The sequence below is a fragment of the Streptomyces krungchingensis genome, from assembly GCF_054729265.1.
Window position 1 is genome coordinate 5,870,664 of the sequence record NZ_JBPUKY010000001.1, and the last position, 26,966, is coordinate 5,897,629.

The 26,966-nt window shown below is 71.8% G+C and carries 24 protein-coding genes; 11 read left to right on the forward strand and 13 right to left on the reverse strand.

Annotation, left to right across the window (positions count from 1 at the left end):
- Positions 1–3: 3 nt before the first annotated feature.
- On the reverse strand, positions 4–1,290 hold the full coding sequence (locus ACSYGO_RS25850; RefSeq protein WP_426679892.1) for an ion channel protein: 1,287 nt from the start codon (positions 1,288–1,290) through the stop codon (positions 4–6).
- 154 nt (positions 1,291–1,444) lie between these two features.
- Between ACSYGO_RS25850 and ACSYGO_RS25855 the strand changes: the two genes are divergently transcribed.
- The gene (locus tag ACSYGO_RS25855; RefSeq protein WP_426679893.1) at positions 1,445–2,212 is read left to right on the forward strand and encodes a MerR family transcriptional regulator; all 768 of its coding nucleotides are present in this window, start codon (positions 1,445–1,447) and stop codon (positions 2,210–2,212) included.
- A 43-nt stretch (positions 2,213–2,255) separates the two neighbouring features.
- On the opposite strand, the gene ACSYGO_RS25860 is transcribed toward ACSYGO_RS25855, so the two are convergent.
- Positions 2,256–2,621 (reverse strand): YbjQ family protein, encoded by a 366-nt coding sequence (locus ACSYGO_RS25860; protein ID WP_095935710.1) that lies wholly within the window; start codon positions 2,619–2,621, stop codon positions 2,256–2,258.
- 140 nt (positions 2,622–2,761) lie between these two features.
- Between ACSYGO_RS25860 and ACSYGO_RS25865 the strand changes: the two genes are divergently transcribed.
- Entirely contained in the window at positions 2,762–3,802 is a 1,041-nt protein-coding gene (locus tag ACSYGO_RS25865) for a DedA family protein (protein ID WP_460387785.1), read from the forward strand.
- A 175-nt stretch (positions 3,803–3,977) separates the two neighbouring features.
- Here the strand turns inward: ACSYGO_RS25865 and ACSYGO_RS25870 are convergent, their stop codons facing one another.
- Together ACSYGO_RS25870 and ACSYGO_RS25875 are read right to left on the reverse strand one after the other, a co-directional pair.
- Positions 3,978–5,657, reverse strand: coding sequence for a threonine/serine exporter family protein (locus ACSYGO_RS25870; protein ID WP_460387787.1), 1,680 nt, complete (start codon positions 5,655–5,657; stop codon positions 3,978–3,980).
- A gap of 133 nt (positions 5,658–5,790) precedes the next feature.
- On the reverse strand, positions 5,791–6,282 hold the full coding sequence (locus ACSYGO_RS25875; protein WP_030599677.1) for an inorganic diphosphatase: 492 nt from the start codon (positions 6,280–6,282) through the stop codon (positions 5,791–5,793).
- 79 nt (positions 6,283–6,361) lie between these two features.
- Between ACSYGO_RS25875 and dacB the strand changes: the two genes are divergently transcribed.
- From dacB to folE, 6 genes are all read left to right on the forward strand, one after another.
- A complete protein-coding gene (gene dacB, locus ACSYGO_RS25880) occupies positions 6,362–7,918 on the forward strand; it encodes a D-alanyl-D-alanine carboxypeptidase/D-alanyl-D-alanine endopeptidase (protein WP_426679896.1) in 1,557 nt (518 codons plus the stop codon).
- 107 nt (positions 7,919–8,025) lie between these two features.
- Positions 8,026–9,159: a zinc-dependent metalloprotease gene (locus tag ACSYGO_RS25885; RefSeq protein ID WP_095935714.1), complete on the forward strand. Its 1,134-nt coding sequence runs from the start codon at positions 8,026–8,028 to the stop codon at positions 9,157–9,159.
- 192 nt (positions 9,160–9,351) lie between these two features.
- Positions 9,352–10,473 (forward strand): tRNA lysidine(34) synthetase TilS, encoded by a 1,122-nt coding sequence (tilS, locus tag ACSYGO_RS25890; RefSeq protein WP_095935715.1) that lies wholly within the window; start codon positions 9,352–9,354, stop codon positions 10,471–10,473.
- Positions 10,474–10,549: 76 nt separating this feature from the next.
- Complete coding sequence (gene hpt / locus ACSYGO_RS25895) at positions 10,550–11,110, forward strand: hypoxanthine phosphoribosyltransferase (RefSeq protein ID WP_010986089.1); 561 nt, start codon at positions 10,550–10,552, stop codon at positions 11,108–11,110.
- A gap of 200 nt (positions 11,111–11,310) precedes the next feature.
- Positions 11,311–13,338: an ATP-dependent zinc metalloprotease FtsH gene (ftsH, locus tag ACSYGO_RS25900; protein WP_426679946.1), complete on the forward strand. Its 2,028-nt coding sequence runs from the start codon at positions 11,311–11,313 to the stop codon at positions 13,336–13,338.
- A gap of 144 nt (positions 13,339–13,482) precedes the next feature.
- The gene (gene folE / locus ACSYGO_RS25905) at positions 13,483–14,088 is read left to right on the forward strand and encodes a GTP cyclohydrolase I FolE (protein ID WP_426679897.1); all 606 of its coding nucleotides are present in this window, start codon (positions 13,483–13,485) and stop codon (positions 14,086–14,088) included.
- A gap of 136 nt (positions 14,089–14,224) precedes the next feature.
- Here folE and ACSYGO_RS25910 read toward each other — a convergent pair whose 3' ends face one another.
- From ACSYGO_RS25910 to ACSYGO_RS25935, 6 genes are all read right to left on the reverse strand, one after another.
- Positions 14,225–14,710: a DUF3180 domain-containing protein gene (locus ACSYGO_RS25910; protein WP_426679898.1), complete on the reverse strand. Its 486-nt coding sequence runs from the start codon at positions 14,708–14,710 to the stop codon at positions 14,225–14,227.
- Positions 14,711–14,795: 85 nt separating this feature from the next.
- On the reverse strand, positions 14,796–15,407 hold the full coding sequence (gene folK, locus ACSYGO_RS25915) for a 2-amino-4-hydroxy-6-hydroxymethyldihydropteridine diphosphokinase (RefSeq protein WP_426679899.1): 612 nt from the start codon (positions 15,405–15,407) through the stop codon (positions 14,796–14,798).
- Entirely contained in the window at positions 15,404–15,763 is a 360-nt protein-coding gene (gene folB, locus ACSYGO_RS25920; protein WP_095935720.1) for a dihydroneopterin aldolase, read from the reverse strand. The genes folK and folB overlap by 4 nt, the downstream gene beginning before the upstream one ends.
- Positions 15,764–16,011: 248 nt before the next feature.
- Positions 16,012–16,497 (reverse strand): nuclear transport factor 2 family protein, encoded by a 486-nt coding sequence (locus ACSYGO_RS25925; RefSeq protein WP_426679900.1) that lies wholly within the window; start codon positions 16,495–16,497, stop codon positions 16,012–16,014.
- Entirely contained in the window at positions 16,494–17,354 is an 861-nt protein-coding gene (gene folP / locus ACSYGO_RS25930; RefSeq protein ID WP_426679901.1) for a dihydropteroate synthase, read from the reverse strand. Before folP ends, ACSYGO_RS25925 begins: the two co-directional genes overlap by 4 nt.
- Before the next feature lie 234 nt (positions 17,355–17,588).
- The gene (locus ACSYGO_RS25935; protein WP_460387792.1) at positions 17,589–19,394 is read right to left on the reverse strand and encodes a phosphatidylglycerol lysyltransferase domain-containing protein; all 1,806 of its coding nucleotides are present in this window, start codon (positions 19,392–19,394) and stop codon (positions 17,589–17,591) included.
- 225 nt (positions 19,395–19,619) lie between these two features.
- On the opposite strand from ACSYGO_RS25935, the gene ACSYGO_RS25940 reads away from it, so the two are divergent.
- Together ACSYGO_RS25940 and ACSYGO_RS25945 are read left to right on the forward strand one after the other, a co-directional pair.
- Entirely contained in the window at positions 19,620–20,750 is a 1,131-nt protein-coding gene (locus ACSYGO_RS25940) for an alpha/beta hydrolase (RefSeq protein WP_460387794.1), read from the forward strand.
- A gap of 204 nt (positions 20,751–20,954) precedes the next feature.
- Positions 20,955–22,436, forward strand: a complete 1,482-nt coding sequence (locus ACSYGO_RS25945) for a hypothetical protein (protein ID WP_460387795.1) — start codon at positions 20,955–20,957, stop codon at positions 22,434–22,436.
- A 222-nt stretch (positions 22,437–22,658) separates the two neighbouring features.
- On the opposite strand, the gene ACSYGO_RS25950 is transcribed toward ACSYGO_RS25945, so the two are convergent.
- Positions 22,659–23,996, reverse strand: coding sequence for a PH domain-containing protein (locus ACSYGO_RS25950; RefSeq protein WP_460389765.1), 1,338 nt, complete (start codon positions 23,994–23,996; stop codon positions 22,659–22,661).
- A 56-nt stretch (positions 23,997–24,052) separates the two neighbouring features.
- Positions 24,053–24,547, reverse strand: a complete 495-nt coding sequence (locus ACSYGO_RS25955) for a PH domain-containing protein (protein WP_426679905.1) — start codon at positions 24,545–24,547, stop codon at positions 24,053–24,055.
- Between the two features lie 31 nt (positions 24,548–24,578).
- Here ACSYGO_RS25955 and ACSYGO_RS25960 point away from each other — a divergent pair, with 31 nt between their 5' ends.
- Positions 24,579–25,730 (forward strand): NADH-quinone oxidoreductase subunit D, encoded by a 1,152-nt coding sequence (locus ACSYGO_RS25960; RefSeq protein WP_426679906.1) that lies wholly within the window; start codon positions 24,579–24,581, stop codon positions 25,728–25,730.
- Between the two features lie 141 nt (positions 25,731–25,871).
- On the opposite strand, the gene ACSYGO_RS25965 is transcribed toward ACSYGO_RS25960, so the two are convergent.
- Positions 25,872–26,909, reverse strand: a complete 1,038-nt coding sequence (locus tag ACSYGO_RS25965; protein WP_460387798.1) for an SAM-dependent methyltransferase — start codon at positions 26,907–26,909, stop codon at positions 25,872–25,874.
- Positions 26,910–26,966: the final 57 nt, after the last annotated feature.

The following is a 26,966-nucleotide window of genomic DNA, read 5'->3' on the forward strand; positions in this document are numbered from 1 at the left end:
CTCCTAACGGATCGAGGTCCCGTCGTCGTGCAGCTGCATCTGCGGCCGGCCGGTCACCAGCAGCCAGGCGGGAAGGGAGGCGATGCACAGCAGGGTGATGATCGTGGGCGAGGCCACCAGGACGGCGGCCGTGAACAGGCTCACCCAGCCCTGCCGGGTGATGGCCAGGAGGATGCCCAGCACTCCCGCCGACACGCCCACCGCGGGGTGGACGGAGGGCACGAGCGCGTGGGCACACAGACCGAAGGCCGTACCGATGAAGACAGCCGGGAAGATCCGTCCGCCGCGGAACCCGCAGGACGCCGCGACGAGCAGCGCGGCCAGTTTCACCACCGTCATCAGGGCGAACTGACCCGCCGACCAGCCGTCCGGGTCCCGGGCCAGCTCGCCGACCTCGTCCAGGCCCTTGAACAGCGTCAGATGGCCGCCCAGCGCGCCGAGCAGGCCGAGGACGAGTCCGCCGGCCGGGAGGCACACCATCGGGTGCCGCAGCCGGGCGAAGGCGCGGTGGACGTACGGGAAGGCGTACACGACGGTCATGCCGAGCACGGCGGCGGCGGGGGCGATCACCAGCGCGGCCAGCAGATCGCCCCCGTGCGGTGAGCCGATCGGGGGCAGTTGCAGGTCGAACGCCGGATGGTGGATCAGGTCGATGGTCGCCGCGCCGACCGCCGCGGCGGCCAGCGGAGCGAACAGGTTGTCCCACAGCCGCCCCCTCATCGGCCGTCCGGCCAGCGCCTCGGAGATGACCAGCGCCGCCGCCACGGGCGTGCCGAACAGGGCGCCGAGCGTCGCCGACTCCGCCAGCGCCGGCCACAGGACCCCGGGCAGCGCGGGCCGGAATCGGTGGCCGAGCCAGACCGCGAGCGCCACGTTGGCGGCGATGATCGGGTTCTCCGGGCCCAGGCTCGGGCCGCCCGCCAGCATCAGGGCCGTCGCCACCAGCAGACCCGGCAGGATGAACGGCTGCATCGGGACCGCGGTGAGTCCCAGGGTGGCCGGGTCGGGACCCGCGTGTCCCGGGGCCTTCCACACGACCAGACCGACCAGCACACCCGTCACGGTGAGCATGACGATCATCCAGAGCGAGGAGTAGCCGCCGATGCCCAGCGCGTCCGGAAGGTCCTGCCACAGCACGTCCTGGAGCTGTTCGGCGACGCTGCTCACGCCCAGCAGGAGGAGGCTCGCGCCCACGCCGACGAGCACGGCCGGGACGACCATCGGCAGCAGCGTCCGCGCGGGCGTCGCCGGGGTGGTGGCCGGTGCCGTCGGGGCCGCTTCGTGGGTCACGCGATCACCCTAAGCGGGCCAAACGGACATAACATCCCGAAAGTTTGCCGCCGTCGCCCCGGAATCCCGGGCCCGTGGCCCCGCGCTCCCACGGACTTGCACCTCACGTCACGTGAGGGCTCATCGTGAAGTGCGTACCGAGAAAGGAGCGGAAGTGAGCTACTCAGTGGGCCAGGTCGCCGGTTTCACCGGGGTCACCGTGCGCACACTGCACCACTACGACGAGATCGGGCTGCTGGTGGCCGGTGAGCGCAGTCACGCGGGGCACCGCCGCTACGGCGACGAGGACCTCGACCGGCTCCAGCAGATCCTGTTCTACCGGGAGCTCGGCTTCCCGCTCGACGAGGTCGCCGCCCTGCTCGACGACCCGGACGCGGACCCGCGCGCACACCTGCGCCGGCAGCACGAACTGCTGACCGCCCGGATCGAGAAGCTGCAGAAGATGGCGGCGGCCGTGGAGCACGCCATGGAGGCACGCAGTATGGGGATCAACCTCACGCCCGAGGAGAGGTTCGAGGTCTTCGGGGACAAGGATCCGGAGCAGTACGCGGAGGAGGCGGAGCAGCGCTGGGGCGGCACCGAGCAGTACGCCGAGTCGCAGCGCAGGGCCGCCCGCTACACCAAGGACGACTGGCGGCGCATGCAGGACGAGGTGGCGTCCTGGGGCGAGCGCTACGACGCCCTGATGGCCGCCGGTGAACCGCCGGCCGGCGAGGCGGCCATGGACCTGGCCGAGGAGCACCGGCAGCACATCTGCCGCTGGTTCTACCCGTGCTCGTACGAGATGCACGGGTGCCTCGGCGAGATGTACGTCTCCGACGAGCGCTTCAAGGCGTTCTACGACGCCATGCGGCCGGGCCTCGCCGAGCACCTGAGGGACGCGATCACGGCGAACGCCGCACGCCGTCCCGAGGAGTCCTGACGGTGGGGGCGTCCGCCCGGGCGGACGCCCCCACCGGTGTGCGCTACCGCTTGGCCAGGACCACCGCCGTCCCGTAGGCGCACACCTCCGTGCCCGCGTCCGCCGCCTCGGTGACGTCGAAGCGGAACATCAGCACACCGTTGGCGCCCCGCATGCGTGCCTGCGCGACGAGCCGCTCCATGGCCTGGTTGCGGGTCTCCACGAGGGTCTTGGTGAGTCCCTTGAGCTCGCCGCCGATCATCGACTTCAGACCCGCGCCGATCTGGCTGCCCAGGTGACGGGAGCGCACGGTGAGACCGAAGACCTCGCCGATGACCTGCTCGACGCGGTAACCGGGTACGTCGTTCGTCGTCACGACCAGGACGTCGGACTGGGGTCCCTGGCCGCCGCCGTATTCATCGATGCCCATGGCTCACAGCTTTGTCCCAGTCGACGCACAGTGCATCCTGGAGTCACTGGTGGAACCTGGCGCGGACACATTGCGTTGATAGCTTTGGTCGGCCGAACAGGACCGCCGCACCCACCTTCACCCCTCAGGAGCCCGGAACCGTGACGACGCTTGCCCTCGGTCCAAGCTGGCTGGATCCGAACACGCTCCTGGACAACTTCGGCATCTGGGGTCTGCTGCTCATCGTCTTCGCCGAGTCCGGCCTGCTCATCGGCTTCTTCCTGCCGGGCGACTCGCTGCTGTTCACCTGCGGCCTGCTGATCACCTCGGGCACGCTGGACTTCCCGCTGTGGGCCGCGATCGCGCTGATCTGCCTCGCCGCGATCCTCGGCGACCAGGCGGGTTACGTGTTCGGCAAGAAGGTGGGGCCCTCGCTGTTCAACCGGCCCGACTCCCGCCTCTTCAAGCAGGAGAACGTGGTCAAGGCCCACGAGTTCTTCGAGAAGTACGGGCCCAAGTCCCTTGTCCTGGCCCGCTTCGTGCCCATCGTGCGCACGTTCACGCCGATCATCGCCGGCGTCAGCGGCATGAAGTACCGCTCCTTCATCACCTTCAACATCATCGGCGGCGTCCTGTGGGGCGCGGGTGTCACCCTGCTCGGCTCCTGGCTGGGCAACATCGACTTCGTCCACAAGAACATCGAGGCGATCCTGATCCTGATCGTCCTCGTGTCGGTCGTCCCGATCGCCATCGAGTTCCTGCGGGCCCGCTCCAAGGCCAGGAAGAACCCGGCCCAGGAGCCCGAGCGCCCGGTCCCGCCCGCCCAGCAGCACGCCCGGTCCGCGCCGCCCGTCATGGACGACGCCACGACCCGGCTGCGCCCCGTCCCGCCGGCCCACCAGGACCAGGCGTACGGCGGCCACCAGGGGTACGGCGACCACGGCGCGTACGGCGACCAGCAGGGGTACGGCGACCAGACGCAGGCCTACCCGCAGCAGCACCAGCCGCCCTACGGATCGGACCAGGGCTACTCCCAGGGACACGGTCAGCACCCTTACGGCCAGCAGCCCTACGGCCAGCAGCCCGGCCAGCAGCCCTACGGCCAGGGTGGGGCCTACCCGCAGCAGCAGCCGTACGACCCGCAGCAGGACTACCGGCAGGCGCCGCAGTACCCGTACGACCAGGGCCACCGGGCCCCGTAGGGCGCGCGGACATAGGGGGTGTCGTTTGGATCAGCTCGGGTCCGCGACGCCCGGCACTGCACCTCGCCGCGTTGTCGCCTCACCCGAGTACGCCCAGTACGCGGGTGAGGCTCCGCCTTGCGATGCACCGCACCAGGCGCCGCGGCCTGATCCGACCTGACCCAGACGAAACCCCCTAGAAGCCGCGGGTCCGCTTGGCGGCCCTGCGGCCCGCGGCGGAGGCGCCCGGCACCCGCAGGAACAGCCGGGAGATCTCCGACCCCAGGTTCACGCCGATCGCGATGGCCATGGCGAGCGCCGCGGCCTTGGACAGGGAGACGAGCCCCTTGTCGACGTCGTTCTGCGCGATCGACAGCAGGCCGAAGTACGTGGCGGAACCGGGGAGCAGCGGACCGATCGCCGCCGTCGTGTACGGCAGCGCGGACGCGAACCGGTAGCGCGACAGCAACTGTCCGAACAGGCCCACCAGGCCCGCCGCGACGGCCGTGGAGGCGACCGGGGAGATGCCGCCCGCGTAGTGCATCGCCCCGTACACCGACCAGGCGACGCCCCCGTTCAGGGTGACGGCGAGGACGGTGGAGCGTTCCTGCTGGAGCAGCACCGCGAACGTCAGCGACAGCAGCATGGACGCGGCGATCTGGAGCAGCGGCCGCTCGCTGCCGGTCAGGGCGGCGTCCGGATTGAGCTCAGCGCCGAGCTTCACGCCGAAGTAGAGCACCACCAGGACGCCGACGACGATGCCCACGAAGAAGTACATGACTTCGAGCAGGCGGGCGGAGGCGGTGATGTAGAAGCCGGTCAGGCCGTCCTGCACGCCCGCGACCAGGGCCCGTCCGGGCAGCAGCGCGAAGAGTCCACCGGTGATCACCGCGGAGCCGTTCACGTCGACGTGCGCCACCGTGAGCGCGACGCCGATCGCGGCGGGCGGCATCGCGGCCACCGTGAACTGGTAGAACTCGGGCAGCCCGCGCCCCGCGCACAGCCACGCCAGCCGGTCGCCCAGCATCGCGCCGAGCGCCGCGGCGACGAACACGAGCGCGCCACCGCCGACGAGCACGGCGGCGGCACCCGCGAGCAGTCCGGCGGAGGCGGTGAGCGCCCAGCCGGGGTACGGGTGGCGGTTCCGGCGGATCTCCGCGAGGCGCCGGTAGGCGTCCTCCAGGGAGATCGCGGTCTCCGCCTCCGGGTCGCTGAGGTCGTCGACGAGGTGGTAGACGGCCGCGAGCCGCGTGTAGTCGGTGCCCCGGCGGCGGACGGTCCGGGACGCCGTCACAGGGTCGTCCACCAGGGACGGCTGGTGCGAGATGGACAACAGGGTGAAGGTGACGTTCGGTTCGCAGCGGTCCAGGCCGTAGGAGCGGCAGACGGCGAACATGGCCGCCTCCACGTCCTCGGCGCCCTCACCGCCCGCCAGCAGCAACTCGCCGATACGCAGCGTCAGGTCGAGCACGCGCGGGACGGCGGGCCCCGACTCGTCCTCCTTGTGCACCGGTTCCGGCGCGGGCCGCTCGGTCACCGGCATGCGCAGCATCGTGCGCATCCGGTCCTGCCAGGGTGCGTCCTTGGTCAGACTGACCACCGGGATGCCCGTCGCGGGCGTGAAGGCGGGCGGGGCCTCGCGCGAGCTGTAGGTGCGCGGTGTGCTGAACGCCGAGCCCTCCGGCTCGGACACGGGCGCCTGCGGCGCGTCGAGCCCCTTGGGGAGCGCGAACTCCGAGGTCGTCGACGACTCCTCGTCCACCGGTCCGGTGTCCGGCGGGGCGACACCGGCGGGCGGGATGAACGCACTTCTCGCCTCGTCCGACTGCGGCTTGCGGTCTTCCGCCTCCGGCTCCGCCACCAGTTTCTGCCTCACCTTTCGCGCCCCTGTGCCTCGTACGTACCTCGCGTTGCCTCGTACGTACCTCCGTATGCCTCAGTATGCGTACGGATACACGAACGGGCCGCGCGACCCCCTGGAGGTCACACGGCCCGCCGGGCGCAAGGGCTCAGTGACCGCCCTGGTCCTTGAAGCGCTTGTAGGAACGCTCGATCTCGGCCTCGGCCTCGGTGCGGCCGACCCAGTCGGCGCCCTCGACGGACTTGCCGGGCTCCAGGTCCTTGTAGACCTCGAAGAAGTGCTGGATCTCCAGGCGGTCGAACTCCGACACGTGGTGGATGTCGCGCAGGTGCTCCACCCGCGGGTCGTGCGCCGGGACGCACAGCAGCTTGTCGTCGCCGCCGGCCTCGTCGGTCATGCGGAACATACCGATCGCGCGGCACTGGATGAGGCAGCCGGGGAAGGTCGGCTCGTCCAGGATGACCAGCGCGTCCAGCGGGTCGCCGTCCTCGCCGAGGGTGTTCTCGACGAAGCCGTAGTCGGCCGGGTAGCTGGTCGAGGTGAAGAGTCGACGGTCCAGGCGGATCCGACCGGTCTCGTGGTCCACCTCGTACTTGTTCCGCGAACCCTTCGGAATCTCGATCGTGACGTCGAACTCCACCGGTGGCTCCTCCATGATCAACACATAGTTCTGGTGGTTAAGTGTCCCTCACGCTGGTGTGTGATCGCGAAAGGGGCTGGTGGTCGTGCCAGAGCTGAGGCCTTGGCGGGCCGCGAGACCGCATGTGGTGCGGTTCGCGCGGACGGTGAAACCGCATGTGGCGCGGGTCACTCGAGCCGTGCGGCCACGTTCCGTGCGGATCACGACCCCACAGTTCACGGCCGTCGCCGCCACCGTGGGCCTGGCGCTCGCGGCCGGGGCGGTGGCCGCGGCCGGTCCCTGGGACTCCTCCGGTCAGCGTACGGCCGAGCGCGACTGGGCCGCATCGCGGGACGGCGAGGGTGGCACAGATCACGGCCGTACGTCCGCTTCGTCCCGCACCTCGCCCCGGCCCGCCCCCAGCGCCGCCTCCGTCCTCGCCGGAGTCGGCGGCTCCGCGGGCGGCGTGCCCGTGCCCACGAAGAAGGCGCTCGCCGACGTCCTCGACCCGCTGCTCGACAACGCCGCCCTGGGCGCCCGGCGCACCGCCGTCGTCGTCGACGTGGCGACCGGCAGGCGGCTGTACGCCAAGGGCGCCGACGAGACCCAGACCCCGGCCTCCACCACCAAGATCGCCACCGCCGTCGCCGCCCTCACGGCGCCCGGTCCCGACCACCGCATCGAGACGCGCACGGTCCTGGAGCCCGACACCAAGGAGGTCGTCCTGGTCGGCGGCGGCGACCCCACGCTGACCGCCCGCAAGAAGGCGGACGGATGGGCCGACCTGCGCACCCTCGCCGACCGGACGGCCGACGCCCTCAAGTCCCGTCACCTGGACCGCGTCACGCTCTCGTACGACACGTCGCTCTACACCGGTCCCGCCCAGCACCCCATCGGCAGGAACGGCAACCTCGCCCAGGTCACCGCCCTGATGGTCGACGAGGCCCGCCCCGGCGTCTCGGTCGCCGGCCCGGTCGACCGTGCCCTCGACCCGGCCCGCGACGCGGCCGACAAGTTCGCCGGCCTGCTGCACGACCGCGGCATCGAGACCGGGCCCCCCGGCCCGTCGAAGGCGACGGCCCGCTCCCAGGCCCTCGCCTCGGTCTCCTCGCCGCCCCTGTCCGCCCTGGTGGAGCGAATGCTGACCAACAGCGACAACGACATCGCGGAGGCTCTCGCCCGCCAGGTCGCCCTCGCCTCGGGGGAGCCGGCCAGCTTCGCGGGCGCCGCCAAGGCGATCCACAGCCGGCTGGACAAGCTCGGACTGCCGGTCTCCGGCGCGGAGTTCGCCGACGGCAGCGGACTCGACCGCGCCGACCGGATCTCGGCCCGCCTGCTCACCGCGCTGCTCGCCGAGGCCGGCGATCCCGACCACCCCGAACTGCGCACGGTCCTGACCGGCCTGCCCGTCGCGGGCTTCACCGGCACCCTCAGCACCCGCTACGCCGACGACCCCGGCGCCACGGGCGTCGTACGCGCCAAGACCGGCACGCTCACCGGTGTGAACACGCTCGCCGGCACCGTCGTCGACGCGGACGGACGCCTGCTGGCCTTCGCCTTCCTCACCTCCGACGAGGCCCACCCGCCGAACATGGACGCGGCCCGCGCGGCCCTGGACCACACGGCGACGGCACTGGCGGCCTGCGGCTGCCGCTGATCCCCATGGACCCCTCGCGCACCAGGGTCAACGCGGGCCCCGCCTCGGGGCCCGCCCGGAGCACGTACCCCTCACCGCAGCGCGACGTGCTCACGTACGGTTGACGCATGACGAGCATCGGTGGTGCCGCATCTACTGGGATGGTCGACTGGAATCTCGCGGTGGCGACCGCGACCCGGCTCGTGCGGCCGGGCCCCGAGGTGAGCCGTGACGAGGCCCGTGCCGTCGTCGCGGAACTGCGCCGGCACGCGAAGGCCTCGGAGGAGCACGTCCGGGGCTTTACCCGTCTGGGTGAGGACGGCGTGCACGACACCCCCGTCCTCGTCGTCGACCGCCCCGGCTGGGTCCGGGCGAACGTCGCCGGATTCCGCGAGATCCTCAAGCCCCTGCTGGACAAGATGCAGGAGCGGCGCGGCAACACACCGGGCGGAGCCGTCCTCGGAGCCGTCGGCGGCAAGGTCACCGGCGTCGAACTGGGCATGCTCCTGTCGTTCCTGTCCTCCCGGGTCCTCGGGCAGTACGAGACCTTCGCCCCGGCCACGCGCGAGCTCCCCGCCGGCGAACACGGCGGCGGCAGGCTGCTGCTGGTCGCGCCGAACATCGTGCACGTCGAGCGCGAACTCGACGTCCAGCCCCACGACTTCCGCCTGTGGGTGTGCCTGCACGAGGAGACCCACCGCACCCAGTTCACGGCCGTGCCCTGGCTGCGTGACCACCTGGAGGGCGAAATCCAGTCTTTCTTGGGGGAGACCGATGTCGACCCCATGACCGTCCTGGAACGCATCCGGGAGGCCGCCCAGTCGCTCGCCGGCGGGCGCCCCGAGGGCGAGGAGGACGACGGCGGCCGCTCCCTCGTGGAAATCGTCCAGACGCCCGCCCAGCGCGAGATCCTCGGCCGGCTCACCGCGGTGATGTCCCTCCTGGAGGGCCACGCGGACTTCGTGATGGACGGCGTGGGACCCGCCGTCGTCCCGTCCGTGGGCGAGATCCGCGAGAAGTTCCAGCAGCGCCGTGCGAAGGGCGCCTCCCGCCTGGACACCGCCCTGCGCAAGCTGCTCGGTCTGGACGCCAAACTGAGGCAGTACCGGGACGGCGAGCGGTTCGTACGGGCCGTGGTCGACCAGGTCGGCATGGACGGGTTCAACCGCGTGTGGACCTCCCCGAACACGCTCCCGACGAAGGCGGAGATCGCCAAACCGGCGGACTGGGTCGCGCGGGTGCACCGCAAGGCCGAGTCGTGAACCCTACGGGTGGGTCGTGAAACGAATCCGGCCGACGGCAGGCAAACGCCCCTCCAATCACCCGTCCGAGGGACCGTGAGCCATGGGTAGGCGTGCAATGCTCGGGGAACGGCCCGGTTCTGTCACCATCTACACACTCTGAGTGACCGACCCCGGGCTCACCCCCCGAAAACTTCATGAAGGGAACCGGACATGGGTCCCCATCCTGCGGTCGCGGCGATACGCCTGGCGGTACGCCGCGTACTCCACGACATCATCACCGAGCACACGCCCGCCTCCGACACCGGGCGCGCGCCCGCTCACGGTGTCACGCGCCCCTCGCCCCCCGACGCCGAGCGCGTGCCCGCCCCCGGTACACGGCGCACCCTCCCGCCCGCGCGACCCCGCCACGAGCAGCCCTCGACGCCGCTCGTCCTCGTCGCGTGCTCCGGCGGTGCCGACTCCATGGCGCTCGCCTCCGCCCTCGCCTTCGAGGCCCCCAAACTCGGCATCCGCGCCGGTGGCATCACCGTCGACCACGGTCTGCAGACCGGCTCCGACCTGCGCGCCGAGGAAGTCGTGCTGCGCCTCACGGAGATGGGACTCGCCCCGGCCGAGTGCATCGCCGTCACCGTCGGCCGCGACGGCGGGCCCGAGGCCGCCGCCCGCGACGCCCGGTACGCCGCCCTGGACTCCGCCGCCGAGCGCCACGGCGCCACCGCGATCCTGCTCGGCCACACCCGCGACGACCAGGCGGAGACGGTTCTGCTCGGTCTGGCCCGCGGCTCCGGCATCCGCTCCCTGTCCGGGATGGCCGCGGTCTCGGGGGCCGACGGCCGTTACCGGCGCCCGTTCCTGCACCTGGACCGGCAGACCGCCCGCAAGGCCTGCATGGTCCAGTCGCTGCCCGTGTGGGACGACCCGCACAACACCGACCCGGCCTACACCCGCTCCCGGCTGCGCCACGAAGGCCTGCCCGCCCTGGAGAAGGCGCTCGGCAAGGGGGTCGTCGAGGCCCTCGCCCGTACGGCCCAGCTCTCCCGCGACGACGCCGACGCCCTCGACGCGTGGGCCAGCCAGGCCGAGGCGTCCGTACGCGACGCGGCCGGCCTCCTGGAGTGCGCCAAGCTCTACGCCCTGCCCCCCGCCGTGCGCCGCCGCATCCTGCGCCGCGCCGCCATCGAGGCAGGCGCACCGGCCGGTTCGCTCTTCGCCCGGCACATCGAAGAAGTCGACCGGCTGATCACCGGATGGCGCGGCCAGAAGGCCATCAATCTCCCGGGCAAAGTCGTCGCTCAGCGACAGGGTGGCAGACTGGTGATTCGGCAAGGCTGAAATCGCGCCCCCCAGTGAGGCGCCCGGTCTCCCCTCCGGGAAGGGACCGGTCAGCCGGTGGGACGACCGAAAGTGAATGCGGGTGGACGCGAAAGACATGGGCACCGACCTCAAGTCGGTGCTCATCACCAAGGAAGAGATCGACGCGAAGCTGGCTGAGCTGGCGGCGAAGATCGACGCGGAGTACGCGGGCAAGGACCTGCTGATCGTCGGAGTCCTCAAGGGCGCCGTCATGGTCATGGCGGACCTGGCGCGCGCGCTGTCCACCCCGGTCACCATGGACTGGATGGCCGTGTCCTCGTACGGCGCGGGGACGCAGTCCTCCGGCGTGGTGCGGATCCTCAAGGACCTGGACACCGACATCAAGGGCAAGCACGTCCTGATCGTCGAGGACATCATCGACTCCGGGCTGACCCTGTCCTGGCTGATCTCCAACCTCGGCTCCCGCGAGCCCGCCTCCCTCAAGGTGTGCACGCTGCTGCGCAAGCCGGAGGCGGCGAAGGTCGCGATCGACGTGGAGTGGGTCGGCTTCGACATCCCGAACGAGTTCGTGATCGGGTACGGCCTCGACTACGCCGAGAAGTACCGCAACCTCCCGTTCGTCGGTACGCTCGCGCCTCACGTCTACGGCGGCTGACCGCCCGCCCTTCGCGGGGCGGCACAGTCCTTGTAAGACGTCCGGGAACCCCAGCGGGTTTCGCGCCGTTGGAGCATGCGTAGGCGGGATTGCCAGCAGTCCACTGCGGCTTCGGGTGACAATGCTGGGGTACCGTCCGAAGAACAGTCTTTATCAAACTCACTATGGCAGGAGGGACGGGGCGGCACCGCTCCGTATGGATGGACGTGAAGCGATACTTCCGTGGGCCGGTCATGTGGATCGTGCTGGCCGTCCTTGCCGTGGTCGTGTTGATGCAGGTCGTCGGCTCGTCCGGCGGCTACAAGACGGTGGACACCGGCCAGGTGGTCCAGGCGATCAATGAGAACAAGGTCGAGTCGGCGAAACTCACCACCGGCGACGAGCAGATCATCAAGGTCTCGCTGAAGGACGGCGAGAAGGTCGACGGCAGCTCCAAGATCCAGGCGAGCTACATCGGCGACCAGGGCGTGACCCTCGCCGGGGTCCTTCAAGACAAGTTCCAGAACAAGCAGATCCCGGACGGCTACACGGTTTCGCCGTCCAAGCAGAACCCGTTCGTCGGCATTCTGCTGTCCCTGCTCCCCTTCGTCCTCATCGTCGTCGTCTTCCTGTTCCTGATGAACCAGATGCAGGGCGGCGGCTCCCGGGTCATGAACTTCGGGAAGTCCAAGGCGAAGCTCATCACCAAGGACACCCCGAAGACGACGTTCTCCGACGTCGCGGGCTCGGACGAGGCGGTCGAGGAGCTTCAGGAGATCAAGGAGTTCCTCCAGGAGCCGGCGAAGTTCCAGGCCGTCGGGGCCAAGATCCCCAAGGGCGTGCTCCTCTACGGGCCTCCCGGTACGGGCAAGACGCTGCTCGCGCGCGCCGTCGCGGGCGAGGCCGGCGTCCCCTTCTACTCGATCTCCGGTTCCGACTTCGTCGAGATGTTCGTCGGTGTCGGTGCCTCCCGAGTCCGTGACCTGTTCGAGCAGGCCAAGGCGAACGCCCCGGCGATCGTCTTCGTCGACGAGATCGACGCGGTCGGCCGCCACCGCGGCGCCGGCCTCGGCGGTGGTCACGACGAGCGCGAGCAGACCCTGAACCAGCTGCTCGTCGAGATGGACGGCTTCGACGTGAAGGGCGGCGTCATCCTGATCGCCGCCACGAACCGGCCCGACATCCTCGACCCGGCTCTCCTGCGTCCCGGCCGCTTCGACCGTCAGATCGCGGTCGACCGCCCGGACATGCAGGGCCGTCTGGAGATCCTCAAGGTCCACCAGAAGGGCAAGCCGGTCGCTCCGGACGTCGACCTGTCGGCCGTCGCGCGCCGCACCCCGGGCTTCACCGGTGCGGACCTGAGCAACGTCCTCAACGAGGCCGCGCTGCTCACCGCCCGCAGCGACCGCAAGCTGATCGACAACTCCATGCTGGACGAGGCGATCGACCGTGTGGTCGCGGGCCCGCAGAAGCGGACCCGGATCATGTCGGACAAGGAGAAGAAGATCACCGCGTACCACGAGGGCGGACACGCCCTGGTCGCGGCGGCATCCCCGAACTCCGACCCGGTCCACAAGATCACGATCCTGTCGCGCGGCCGTGCCCTCGGCTACACGATGGTCCTGCCGGACGAGGACAAGTACTCCACCACGCGCAACGAGATGCTCGACCAGCTCGCGTACATGCTGGGCGGGCGCGCCGCGGAGGAGCTCGTCTTCCACGACCCGACCACCGGCGCGGCGAACGACATCGAGAAGGCCACCACCACGGCCCGCGCGATGGTCACGCAGTACGGCATGACCGAGCGTCTCGGTGCCATCAAGTTCGGCGGCGACAACACCGAGCCCTTCCTCGGACGTGAGATGGCTCACCAGCGCGACTACTCGGAAGAGGTCGCCGCGCTGGTGGACGAGGAAGTCAAGAAGCTCATCGAGAACGCGCACAACGAGGCCTGGGAGATCCTGGTCGAGAACCGCGACGTCCTCGACAACCTGGTGCTCCAGCTGCTGGAGAAGGAGACGCTGGGCAAGGAGGAGATCGCCGAGATCTTCGCCCCCATCGTCAAGCGCCCGGCCCGCCCCGCGTGGACCGGCTCGTCCCGGCGCACCCCGTCCACCCGTCCGCCGGTGCTCTCCCCCAAGGAGCTGTCCCTGACGAACGGCGCGAACGGCGCGACGCCGGCCATCGCCAACGCGACGGAGTCCGTCCCCGCGACGGACACCGCCACGGAGGACCGCGCCGAGAGCTGATCAGGGCTCCCGGCGCCCCGCCAGGCCCGGAATGAAAGCCGCGCCCCCCAGGTTCTAGCCTGGGGGGCGCGGCTTTCGTTTGATACGCCCGCATGTTTGGACGCGTCGACCGGCACGCGCAAGATCCACAGGAACGAGGACCACATGACCGACCCCGTGACGCTGGACGGCGAGGGCGTGATCGGCGAGTTCGACGAGAAGCGTGCCGAGAACGCCGTGCGGGAGCTCCTCATCGCCGTCGGTGAGGACCCGGACCGTGAGGGCCTCAAGGAGACGCCGGGGCGTGTGGCGAGGGCGTACAGGGAGCTCCTGGCGGGTCTGCGGCAGGAGCCCGAGGACGTCCTGACGACGACCTTCGACCTCGGGCACGACGAGATGGTCCTGGTCAAGGACATCGAGATCGTCTCCCTGTGCGAGCACCACCTGCTGCCGTTCCACGGTGTGGCGCACGTCGGCTACATCCCGGCGGATTCGGGCAAGATCACCGGACTGTCGAAGCTCGCGCGGCTGGTGGAGGTGTTCGCCCGCCGACCCCAGGTGCAGGAGCGGCTCACCACGCAGATCGCCGACTCCCTCATGCGGATCCTGGACGCGCGGGGCGCGATCGTCGTCATCGAGGCCGAGCACATGTGCATGTCGGTGCGGGGCATCCGCAAGCCGGGCGCCAAGACCACGACGTCCGCGGTGCGCGGTCAGCTCCGGGACGCCACGACCCGTGCCGAGGCGATGAGCCTGATACTGGCGCGCTGACCGGATCGCCGGTGGTGTCCGGTCCCCTGTGAACAGCTCCCCCTTCGGTCGGCGAACGACTCGCCGACCGGAGGGGGATCGTGCTGTCGGGGGCCGTCGGCCGGCCGATGGCCCCGCTCATCGGGCCGGGCGGGCGTCACGCGGCCGGGGCCGTGCCGCCGTTGCTGTCGTCGTCCTCGGGAAGCTTGCAGACCCGCTCCAGGAAGAAGGCGGCCGCTATGACGCCGATTCCGGCGACGACGGACAGCCCGGCGTAGATCGCCTGGTCGCGGATGGCGGGGATCTCCAGGGACTCCAGGAGGAACACGCCCGCGCCGCCGTACATCCCGGAGACCAGGGCGGCGACCAGGGCGCTCGCCTGGCCGAAGACGACCGCGCGGGCCGCCATCAGGGGGTCCACTCCCTTGGCGCCGGGGCGCCGCTCACGCTGGGCCTTCAGGCGTGCGCGCAGCGAGAGCGCCGTGGCCAGCAGGACCACGGCGATCAGCGCGAGGACGACGGGGGCGGCGAGGGGGACCCTGGGGAGCGTGCCCACCGCGTTCCACAGGCGGGCGCCCGCCCAGGACAGGACACCGGCGACGACGAACACGGCGGCCAGCGTCCTGATACGCAGCTGTTTCACTTTGCCCCTTCGGTTGGCCCGCCGACAGGCGGTCGTCCGGTCCGGCGGTCGGTCGTCGGGCCCGTGGTCGTCTTGACCTTAACGACTACTCGGGCAGCCGGAGTTCCAGGTCGGCGCGGGGCGCGACACCTTCCCGGGTGACCATGGTGAGGAGCTGGGCGACGGGTCCGCGGCCGGGGAGCTGGGCCGTGGGCTCGACGTCGTGCCACGGGGCGAGGACGAAGGCCCGCTCGTGGGCGCGCGGGTGAGGGAGGGTCAGGACCGGGTCCTCGGAGACGACATCCGCGTACGCGACGATGTCCACGTCGATCGTGCGCGGGCCCCAGCGCTCGTCGCGCACGCGGTGGAAGGCCTCCTCGATCGCGTGCGCCCGCTCCAGGAGCGAGGACGGGGGGAGGGTGGTCCTGAGGACCACCACCGCGTTGAAGTACGACGGCTGGCTGCCCGGCTCGACGCCCCAGGGCTCCGTCTCGTAGACGGGGGAGACGGCTTTGATGCGGACGCCGGGGGTGTCCTCCAGGGCGTCGATGGCGCCCTGGAGGGTCTCCAGGCGGTTGCCCAGGTTCGAGCCGAGGGAGATCACGGCGCGTTTGGGGTTGCTCAGGGTCGTGTCGGCGGCGTCCACCTGCTCCACCACGGAGGCGGGTACCGGCTGTACGGTCGGGTCGCTCTGACCCTCGGTGAAGAAGGCGGTCATACTCGGCTCCGGGTGATGGTGACGGTCACGTCGTCGAAGGGGACCGTGATCGGAGCGTCCGGTTTGTGGACGCAGACCTCGACCTCCTGGACTCCCTCGTGCTTCAGACACGTCTGGGCGATGCGCTCGGCGAGCGTCTCGATGAGATCGACGGGCTCGCCCTCGACGACGGCGACGACCTCTTCCGCCACGATGCCGTAGTGCACGGTCTTCGCCAGGTCGTCGTCGGCCGCGGCCGGCCGGGTGTCCAGGCCCAGTGTCAGGTCCACGATGAAGGTCTGGCCTTCTTCGCGTTCCTTCTGGAAGACACCGTGGTGCCCGCGGGCCTTGAGGCCGCGCAGCGCGACACGATCCACGCGAATCACTCCTGCAATCGTCGGTAGCGGCGGCCGTGAACCGAGTGCGGTCGGCACACCGGCCTCAAACGAATCTACCTGCGGGCACCGACAGCGTTCGCCCACGGGGGCGGGTGCCCGGGCGAAGGCGGCGAGGCTTCACCCGGCGTTTCCCCTGGGGAACGCGGCGGCTCACGGGTTGGTAGCCGCCCCTACCCCGCGACTGGTGATTCCAACCACTTCTTGGTCCCTGCGGGCCGTCCGCCCACTCAACCGGCGGTGCTCTCGTCCTCTTCCTCGTTGGATTCGGCGAGAACGGGGGAGGCGTGGTGCGACCAGAGCTTCCACCCCTCGGCGGTGCGCCGGAAGACGTTCGTGGCGACGACGAGCTGGCCGACCAGCGGGCCCAGCTCGTCGCTGTCCTCGGGGGCGGGGGCGCCGCTGAGGATGTTCTCGGTGCAGGTCACCAGCGCCGTGTCGCCGGCCACGGAGACGTGCACGTCGGTGAGGAAGAACTGGATGTACTCGGTGTTGGCCATGATCAGCACGTACGAGCGCAGCACCTCGCCGCGGCCGTTCAGGACCGGCCAGCCGGGGTGGACGCAGGACACCACCGCGCCTTCGCCGTCGATGCCGCCGGGTTCCGTGTCCAGCCACAGCGAGGACAGCTCCTCGAAGTCGCCCCGTTCCATCGCCTCGTAGAAGGCGGTGTTGGCGAGCTCGACCTGCTCGACGTCGGTCCGCGGGGTGCTCACCGGGCTCCCTCGACGGCGCGGGCGACCCGTACGGCGTCGGCGGTGGCCCTGACCTCGTGGACGCGGACCGCCCAGGCGCCCTGCTGGGCGGCGAGCGCGGAGACGGCGGCGGTGGCGGCGTCCCGCTCGCGGGCCGGGGGCGGAGCACCCTCGGGACCCGCCAGGACACGGCCGAGGAAACGCTTGCGGGACGCGGCGACGAGCAGGGGGTGGCCGAGGCCGCGCAGCCGGTCGAGGTGGGCGAGGAGGGCGAGGTCGTGCTCGGGGTCCTTGGAGAAGCCCAGCCCCGGGTCCACGACGATCCGGTCGGGGGCGACACCGCCGGCCAGCACGGCCTCCACGCGCGCGTGGAGCTCGTCGACGACTTCGGCGACGACGTCCTCGTACGCCCCCTGGACGTTCCCGCCCTCCAGGAAGCCGCGCCAGTGCATGACGACGAAGGGGGCGCCGGCGGCCGCGACGGCGGGGATCATCGCGGGGTCGGCGAGACCGCCGCTGACGTCGTTGACGAGGGCCGCGCCGGCGGCGAGGGCCTGCTCGGCGACGGAGGCGCGCATGGTGTCGACGGAGACGGTGACGCCCTCGGAGGCGAGGCCGCGGACGACGGGGATGACCCGCTTGAGCTCCTCCGCCTCGTCGACGCGGGTGGCGCCGGGGCGGGTGGACTCACCGCCCACGTCGACGAGGTCCGCGCCCTCGCTGACCAGGCCGAGGCCGTGCTTGACCGCTGCCGTCGTGTCGAACCAGCGGCCTCCGTCGGAGAAGGAATCGGGGGTGACGTTGACGACGCCCATGACCGCGCAGCGGTCCCACGTCGGCAGCCCCACGACCCGGCCGCGCCCGCGCTCATTGCTCATACGTCCAGCCTAGGCCTCCTGACGGGGGCCGTTTCGCCCGCGGCGGGCGGGGGTGCTTCCGTCCTGCCGGCGGAGGTTGCCTCGGATGGTTCTTATCGGACCTATTCAGGTGTTTTGAGAGGTGCGTGCCACACGTCCGCGAGGACCGGCGGACGTGTGGCACGTGCGGGCCGGCGGCCCGAGCGGGGCCGGCCGGGTGGGACGGCGCACGCCGGGGCCGGGCCACGACCCCTGCTAGGCCGCCCTGATGCCGTGCTCGGCCAGCGCATGGGCGCACGGCCGGGGTGCGGGTGAGCGGCGGCGCAGTGGACGGGGAAGGGCCAGGCTCACGAAGCCCTCCGCCTGCATCGCCGCGAACCCGATGCGGGGGAGGTCGCGGGAGGACGCGTAGACGACGAAGCGGGGCTCCCAGCGTGGGCGGAACTTGGCGTTGAACTTGTAGAGGGACTCGATCTGGAACCAGCGCGACAGGAAGACCAGCAGGCCCCGCCAGGCGCGCAGCACCGGCCCCGCACCGATCTTCTCGCCGCGGGCCAGCGCCGAGCGGAACATCGCGAAGTTGAGGGAGATCTGCTCGATGCCCAGCCGGGGGGACGCCTGGAGCGCGGCCACGATGAGGAGTTCGTTCATGCCGGGGTCGGCCGAGCGGTCGCGGCGCATGAGGTCGAGCGACACACCGTCCGTGCCCCACGGGACGAAGTGCAGGACGGCCTTCAGGTCACCGTAGGGGCCGGGTTCGGCGTCGGCCTTGTGGGCGGTGGCGATCAAACAGTCCCCGTCGGCCGGGTCGCCGATGCGGCCGAGCGCCATCGAGAAGCCGCGCTCGGTGTCCGTGCCGCGCCAGTCCTCCGCGGCACGTCGTATGCGGTCCAGTTCGCCCTCGCCGAGGTCACGGATGCGCCGTACCCGTGTCTCGTAACCAGCCCGCTCGATGCGCTTCACCATCTGGCGCACGTTCCGCATCGCGCGCCCGGCCAGGGAGAAATCCACGACGTCCACCACCGCCTCGTCGCCCAGTTCGAGGGCGTCGAGCCCGGTCTCGCGGGTCCACACCTCGCCGCCCGTCTCCGAACAGCCCATGACGGCCGGTGTCCAGGAGTGCGCCCTCGCCTCGTCCATGAAGCGCTCGATGGCGCCGGGCCAGGCCTCGACGTCGCCGATGGGGTCGCCGCTGGCGAGCATCACCCCGGAGACCACGCGGTAGGTGACGGCGGCCTTTCCGCTGGGCGAGAAGACGACGGCCTTGTCGCGGCGGAGCGCGAAGTGGCCGAGGGAGTCGCGGCCGCCGTGCTTCTCCAGAAGGGCGCGCAGCCGGGCCTCGTCGTCCTCGGTGAGGCGGGCCGCGGGGTGTTCGGGGCGGAAGGCCAGGTAGATGGTGGTGACGGCGGTCAGCAGACCGAGGGCGCCGAGCGAGCAGGCGACCGTCCAGGAGGTGGGCCCGCTGTAGTCGACGGGCCCCTCGAAGCCGGCCAGGCCGTACAGGACGTGCTGGATGCGGTCGGCCAGGCTCGGGTCGCCGACCATGCGGTTCTCGTGGACGCTGACGATGACGAGTCCGAGGGCGAGGGAACCGGCGCCCATGAGGACGAAGTTGGCGAGCGCGCGCCACCGGCTGCGCGGGTCGGGCAGGGCCGCGAACTCGCCCCGGTGCCGCAGCAGGGGCGCGAGCAGGGCAGCGGAGATGACGACGCCGATGACCGAGTGGCGGTACGCGAACTGTGCGACGGCGCCCGCGGGCAGCAGGACCACCGCGGCGCGCCACGCCCGGCGCTTGCGGCGGCGCAGCCCGTGAGCGAGCAGCAGCAGGAGCACGCCCGCGCTGAGCGAGAGCGCGGCGGCGAACGGGCCGAGGGCGCCGGGCAGTACCTCGGCGATGGCGTGCATGCGGCTGCGCCGGAAGCGCGGGAAGACGCCGGCGGCGACGTCCAGGAGTCCGACGAGCGTGCAGGCCCGGGCGACCAGGGCGGGGACGGCCTCGGGACGCGGACCTCGGAGTATGCCCCGCGTCCCGCCTGTTCGGCTCGGAACCCCGTCCGACATTTCCCCATCTATCCTGACAGACATCGCATCCCGTAGTTCCGCGAGAGACCTTGGATCCGGTGCCAAATCAGGCATCCGGCGACATTGCGCCCTCTAGGACGGTGTCTTGGGGAGACAGGTTCACTCCCCTTCGGAAAGCCGTTTCAAAAGGCAAGGAAAGTCCGGGGCAAGCACGCGCGAAGGAGCGATGCGGATCCGGGACGGAAAGCGCAGGCGGAACAGCCCATGGGTCTGACGAGCAACAAGGTGCTGGTGGTGGCGGTGCTGTTCGCCGTGCTGCTGTTCGTCGGCACGGTGTGGTGGTGGCCGCGGCTGGCCCGCCGGAACTGGCGGGTCGTCAGCGGACGGATCGGACTGCTGCTGGCCACCCAGGTGGCGGTCTTCGCCTCGGTCGGCCTCTGTGTGAACCAGGCGTTCGGGTTCTACGCCAGCTGGGCGGACCTCTTCGGCCGGGAGAGCGGCCAGGGCGTGGTCGTCGACCACAACGGCACCGCGGGCGCGGGCGGCGGACCCCTCCAAGTCGTCGACACCCAGCAGGTGAACGTGTCGGGCGGTTCCCGTCCCCGGATCGGGGGTCAGATCCAGAAGGTCACGGTCGTCGGCCGGACGACGCACATCGCCACACCGGCGTACGTCTATCTGCCCCCGGAGTACTTCCAGTCGCGGTACCGGGCCCGCACTTTTCCCGCTGTCACCGTCCTCACCGGATACCCCGGCACCGCCGAGGCCCTCATCAAGGCACTGCACTACCCGCAGACCGCGAACAGGCTGGCGAAGAACGGCACGATGCAGCCGATGATCCTCGTCATGCTGCGGCCGACCGTCGCGCCTCCGCGGGACACCGAGTGCGTGGACGTCCCCGGCGGCCCGCAGACGGAGACGTTCTTCGCCAAGGACCTTCCGGACGCCGTGTCCGCGCACTACCGGGTGGGCAGGAAACCCGGGAGCTGGGGCGTCGTCGGCGATTCCACGGGCGGTTACTGTGCACTGAAACTGGCTGTCCACCATCCCGGGGCGTACGCGGCCGGGGCCGGTCTCTCGGCGTACTACAAGGCGCCGATCGACCCCACGACCGGCGACCTCTTCCGCGGCGACAAGGTGGTGCGGGACGGCGCCGACCTGCGCTGGTACCTGAAGAACAGGCCCGCGCCGGACACCTCACTGCTCGTCAGCAGCAGCAGGTCGGGCGAGTCCAACTACCGGGACACGCTGCACTTCATCGACCTCGTGAAGGCCAATCGGCGCACCCGGATCTCGTCGATCATCCTCGACAGCGGCGGCCACAACTTCAACACCTGGCGACGGGAGATCCCGGCGACCCTGCAATGGATCAGCGGACGGCTCAGCGACCGCTGAGGCGGGCCGGAATTCCCGTTCGCGCGCGGGGTCCGGCAGGGGAGCCTTTTCGAACTCCGGAAGTCGAGATCAAGATCGAATGCGTTCCCCGGGGCGAATGCGGGACGCTTCGATTCCGCACGTTCGCGGCCATGCGGTTCGCAGTAGCCGTGTTTTTACCGGGCGGGGCTCCAAGATTCGCCTACGCGCGGTAAGTTTCTGGCCATGCCACGTGGACGTCACCGCCATTCCCCGCCCTTGCACAGGCTGCTGCCTCCTTCGGCGATCGCCGGTGTCTCGCTCGTCTGTGCCGTGGGGCCATGGCTGTTCACGGAGCCGGTGGTGCTCCGTGTGCTGGCCGCCGGTGCCGCGCTGACGGCGGTCGTCGGCGCGGTCGTCATGCGCCGATGGGACGCCTCGGCGGGCAAGAGCGTCGCCGACCTCACGCGCGCGCGTGCGAGCGACGAGTGGCGTCACGAGGAACGCGTCGCCGAACTGGAGGCCGACCTCGACGAGTCCCGCGCGCTGCGCACCAAGCTGGAGCAGAGGCTGCGTGCGAAGCGTTCGGAGCTGGCGGGCCTGCGCAACGAGCACGCGGCGCTGCTGCGGCGGTACGCCACGGCGGAGACCGAGCGGGCGAGTGCCCTGGAGGGCCGTCGCCGGCTCGCGATAGAGGCCACCGTCCCGGCCCGCGCGCTGCCCGCCGCACGGTCGGCGCCGGAGTCGACGGCCGCCGAGACGGTCCCGGAGGCGGTGCCCGAGGAAGGCACGCCCGAGGCGACCGAGCACCTGGCCGCCGAGGTCCCCGCGACCGGGTCCGCCGAGCCGGCCGAGGCCCCCGAGTCCGCGGCGGACGACGCCGACGCGCCGGAGGCGCCCGAGGTCTTCTCCCCGGCGGGCTCCTCGCTCTTCCTGCGGGCCAACGCGGCGCTGAGCCGCATCGCGAGCGGTGCTTCGGAGGCGGAGACCACGACCGCGTCCGCGCCGGGCGACGTGACGTCGTCCGAGACGGAGGAGTCCGAGACGGAGGAGTCCGGGTCGGAGGGGTCCGGGTCGGAGGGGTCCGGGTCTGAGGAGTCCGGTGCCGCCGCCGCGAGGAGCGACGCCCCTCGGGGCGCGTCCCTGAAGGCCGTCGGGTCCGCGAAGGGCGAGCCGGCCGCAGGCGGATCCGCGTCGCACACCGCGAGCGCGGAGCCCCCGAAGGCGGGCCCGGCCCGCGGCGAGGCAGGTCCGGCCACGGACACCGTGGTGGAGGAGGACGAGGCGCAGGGGAAGTCCGAGGCGGTCGGCGAGCACCAGCACGCGACCGCCGACGCGCCGCAGCCCGTGCCCGCCCAGTCGTCCCCGTCGGCGCAGCAGACCCGGGCCGCGCTGCCCGCCAAGCCCTCCTCGGGAGGGCACTTCACCGTGCCGACGGCAGTGGCCGTGGCACCGGCCGCCCCCGTGCGGCGCCCCTCGGTCGAGGGCGGCTTCGACTTCTTCGGTACGCAGAAGGAGTCGTCCGCGGACGCGCTGGAGGCCGTGCAGAACGAGGACCTCGCCGACGTGGTCGGCCAGGAGGCGCTCGCCCTGCACAAGGCCGAGGCGGAGGCCGGGTTCAAGCCGGCCGACGAAGCGGCCCGCGGCGTCGGACAGGTCATCGACCTGACCGCGCACGACGAGACCGAGCAGATCGACGTGGGCGTGCTGCGCAGCGCGGTCTCCTGACGAGTCCGGCGCGGCGGGTTTCCCAAGAGTCCCGCGCGACCCGATCTTCTGAGAGTCCGGCGCGGCGCGATCCCCTGAGAGGCCCGCGCGGCGCGGTCTCCTGGGAGCGGAGCGCCGCCGCCCGTCAGCCGCGCGGGCGGTGTGCGACGTGGAGCGATCGCGGCCCGGCGGACGGGTCGGGCGCGGTACCAGGACGAGGGCAGTGGCCGGGCGCCGCTGCCCTCATGCCATCCACCGGTCCGGCAGCGCCTCCCGCCGCCCCGTCCGCGAACGGTCGGCCTGGGACTGGAGCAGCCGTGCGGCCTCCTCGGCGTCCCGCAGCCGAGCCGTCACGGTCTTGTCGGCCCCCGTGTCCACATGGACGTCGGCGACCTTCCTGAGGCGCTTCCAGGGGCCCTGCGTCAGCCGTACGCTCTGCACCTTCGCGTGCGGCACGAGCGAGAGACTGCGGCGCAGCAGGCCGTGCCGGGCGGCGAAGACGGTGTCGGTCACGGCGAGCCCGTACCCCCGCCACCAGACCGGCAGGCACCAGCCGGCCCGGCGCGGCGGCCGGGACAGGGACGACGGCACCGTCACCCCGGGCAGCGCCTCGGCGATCACCGACTCGGCGATCGCGCGCGGGGCGACGGGCACGAGCACGGAGTTCGACGAGCCGGCGACGTCCAGCTCCACGCGCACCCAGCCGAGCCGCCGCCACAGCAGCGGCTCGACGATCCGCACCGTCTGCACGCGACCCGGCGGCACCGTCTCGTGCGTACGGTCCAGGAGCCCGTGGTCGATGCGGAGGCCGTCCGGCGACTCGCCCACCGTCCAGTCGTACTCGCCCACGAACCGGCCCACGCTGCTCGCGCCCGCCGCGCCGAGCAGCGGCAACCCGGTCGCGAGGACCGTCCACACGCTGTGGGTGGCGAACCACAGCAGCGGCGGCACGACGACCGCGGCGGCCAGCGAGCCCCAGGTCGCGCCGGTGAGGACCAGGGAGACGGCGAGGACGCCGGGCGGTACGTGCAGCAGCCGCCGCACCGGGGCCTCGCCGACCTCGTGGGCGGTCTCCGGCGCGAACCCCGCCGCCCGGGCGAGGAGTTCGGCGCGCAGTGCTCGGGCCTCTCCCTCGCCCAGATAGGCCAGTTCGTCCTTCTTGTCCGTGCCGATGACGTCGAGTCTGAGCTTGGCGACGCCCGCGACGCGGGCCAGCAGCGGCTGGGTGACGTCGACGGCCTGGAGCCGGTCGAGCCGGATGTGCGCGGTGCGGCGGAACAACAGGCCGGTGCGGATGCGCAGTTCGGTGCCGGTCACCGCGAAGTGCGTGAACCACCAGCTGAGGAAGCCGTAGAGGGCGGCGCCCGGGACGAATATCGCGAGCCCGACGAGCAGCGCGGTCGTGGTGAGTCTGGTCAGCTGCTCCTGCGCCTGGTTGGGGTCGTGCACGGCCCATCCGGCGATCACGGCGACGGGCGCCCAGGCCCGCCGAAAGGGGGTGAACGGGTGCAGCCGTCGCTCCGCGGGAGGTCCGCCGCCCGGCGCGACGCCCTGCGCGCCCTCCACGCCGTTCCGTGGCACGGAGCCCTCGGCCCCGTCCTGTGGCAGGGCGTCCTCCGCGCCCGGCAGCGGCGTCGTCACAGCCCCGCCGATCGTGCCTCGCCGAGTTCGGTCAGCCGGTCGCGCAGCCGCTCGGCCTCGGCCGGGTCGAGGCCCGGGATGCACGCGTCGGTCGCCGCGGCCGCCGTGTGCAGCTGCACGCTCGCCAGCCCGAAGTGCCGCTCGACGGGCCCGGAGGTCACCTCGACCAGCTGCATCCGCCCGTACGGCACGACGGTCTCCTCGCGCCACAGCACACCCCGGCTGATCAGCAGGTCGTCGGCGCGCTCCGCGTACCGCCAGGAGCGCCAGTTGCGCCCCAGCATGTGCCAGCCCCACGCCATCAGGGCGAGCGGGAGGAGGGCGGAGGCGGCCCAGACGGGGGCGACGAGCAGCCCGGTCAGCAGGCCCACCGCGATCGTGAGCAGCCCCAGCCACACCACAAGCAGCAGCCGCCGCATCCGCAGCAGCCCGGGAGGCAGTCCGGTCCAGACCGGCTCCGCCCCGGCGAATTCCGTGGTCCCCGTCTCCATACGGCAAGCGTACGTACGAGAGACTGTCACCATGACTCCTACGACGGAGACCATGGTCGGTATCGGCGGCGCCGCGGAGAGCACCGACATGGTGCTCAACATCGGCCCCCAGCACCCCTCGACCCACGGCGTGCTGAGGCTGCGGCTCGTGCTCGACGGCGAGCGGATCCAGCACGCGGAGCCGGTCATCGGCTACATGCACCGCGGTGCGGAGAAGCTCTTCGAGGCGCGCGACTACCGCCAGATCATCATGCTCGCCAACCGGCACGACTGGCTGTCCGCGTTCTCGAACGAGCTGGGCGTGGTCCTCGCCGTGGAGCGGATGCTCGGCATGGAGGTCCCCGAGCGGGCGGTGTGGATGCGCACGCTGCTCGCCGAGCTCAACCGCGTCCTGAACCACCTGATGTTCCTCGGCTCCTACCCGCTGGAACTGGGCGGGATCACGCCGATCTTCCACGCCTTCCGCGAGCGTGAGGATCTCCAGCACGTCATGGAGGAGATCTCCGGCGGGCGCATGCACTACATGTTCAACCGGGTCGGGGGCCTCAAGGAGGACCTGCCCGCCGGATGGACCTCACGCGCGCGTGCCTCCGTCGCGGCCCTGCGCTCGCGCATGGACATCTACGACGACCTGGTGCTCGGCAACGAGATCTTCCGGGGGCGTACGCGCGGTGTCGGGGTGCTCGCGCCGGAGACCGTGCACGCGTACGGGGTGAGCGGGCCGATCGCGCGCGCCTCCGGGGTGGACTTCGACCTGCGCCGGGACGAGCCGTACCTCGCGTACGGGGACCTCCAGGACACCCTGAAGGTCGTCTCCCGCCAGGAGGGCGACTGCCTGGCCCGCTTCGAGTGCCTCCTGGAGCAGACCCACAACGCGCTCGACCTCGCGGACGCCTGCCTCGACCGGCTCGCCGAGCTGCCGCCGGGGCCCGTCAACCAGCGGCTGCCCAAGGTCCTGAAGGCGCCCGAGGGCCACACGTACGCCTGGACCGAGAACCCCCTCGGCATCAACGGCTACTACCTGGTCAGCAAGGGCGAGAAGACCCCGTACCGGCTGAAGCTGCGCTCCGCCTCGTACAACAACATCCAGGCGCTGACCGAGCTGCTGCCGGGCACACTGGTGGCCGACATGGTGGCGATCCTGGGCTCGCTGTTCTTCGTGGTCGGGGACATCGACAAGTAGTGCCTCCGGGCGGGTCCCGCCGGGTCGGTCTTTCCTGCCGGCCAGGGCTTCCCGCCGGCCGGGGCCGGGTCCCTCGGGTCGGGCCTCCGTCGGGTCCGGCCTCCGTCGGGTCCGGTGCCTCCCGTCGCGCGGCCGCGCGGCTCAGGGCGCCTGCGGGGCTGTGGGAGCGAGCAGGTCGTCGAACCGGGCCGCCGGGATCCCGACCGGCTGGAGCAGCCAGCCGAAGTCGCCGAGGCCCCCGGACGCGGTGAGCTCGGCGGCGGCCCCCGCGCCCGCCAGCGCGCGCACGTACGCCGCGGGGTCCGTGGAGGCGAGCGCGAGCGGGGGGCGTGCACCGCTCACGCCCAGCGCGCGCAGCGCCGTGCGCTGCGTCGTCACACGGCCTCCGGGCAGCGCGCACGCGTCGAGCGCGACGTGTGCGGTGATGTCGCACGACCCGTCCGGCACCGGCGCCGTCTCCCGGCCCTCCCGGAAGCCGGTGAGCGTCCCGAAGGGCGGCCGGCCGGCGGCGACGTGCGCGTAGTCGGCGGCGACGGCGAGCCCGCGGTCCAGGCTCGCCACCGCGGCGGCCCAGGCGGTGTCCCTGGGGAGCCCGATCTCGGCCCGCGCGCCCACGGGGGACGGCGCCTGTGCGGGCAGCGGCCACCAGCGCCGCAGCCACCGCTCGTCGGCCCCCGTCACCGGCTCCCCGAGACGTTCCGTGCCGTCCTCCCGTACGAGGACCAGGCGCCGTGCTCCCTCGGCGTCGACCTCGGCGACGTCCACGGGCACGTTGTCCAGCCACTCGTTGGCGAACAGCAGCCCGGTGATCCCCTGCGGGGGCCCGGCCGACCACTCGATCCGGTGATCGAGGCCCGCGGGGCGGCCGGCGCGCTCGACCGCGTACCCGCGCACGCGGGCGGCCACCTCCGCGGGGAGCGCGGCGAGCACGCCGGTCACCAGCTCGCCGCGGCCCGCCGCCATGTCCACGAAGTCCAGCCGGGCGGGGTGGTCGAGCGCCTCGTCGACCCGGCACAGCAGCCGGGCCACGGCACCGGCGAAGAGCGGGGAGGCGTGCACCGAGGTGCGGAAGTGGCCGGCGGGGCCCTCGGGCCTGCGGTAGAAGCCGGACGGCCCGTACAGCGCCTCCTCGGTCGCCTCGCGCCAACCCCGCCACTCGCCCGCCGCCTCACGTCTCACCGGGCCAGGCTAGGGCCTGCGCGGCCCCCTGGGCGGGTTCGGACGGTGGGGCCCGGC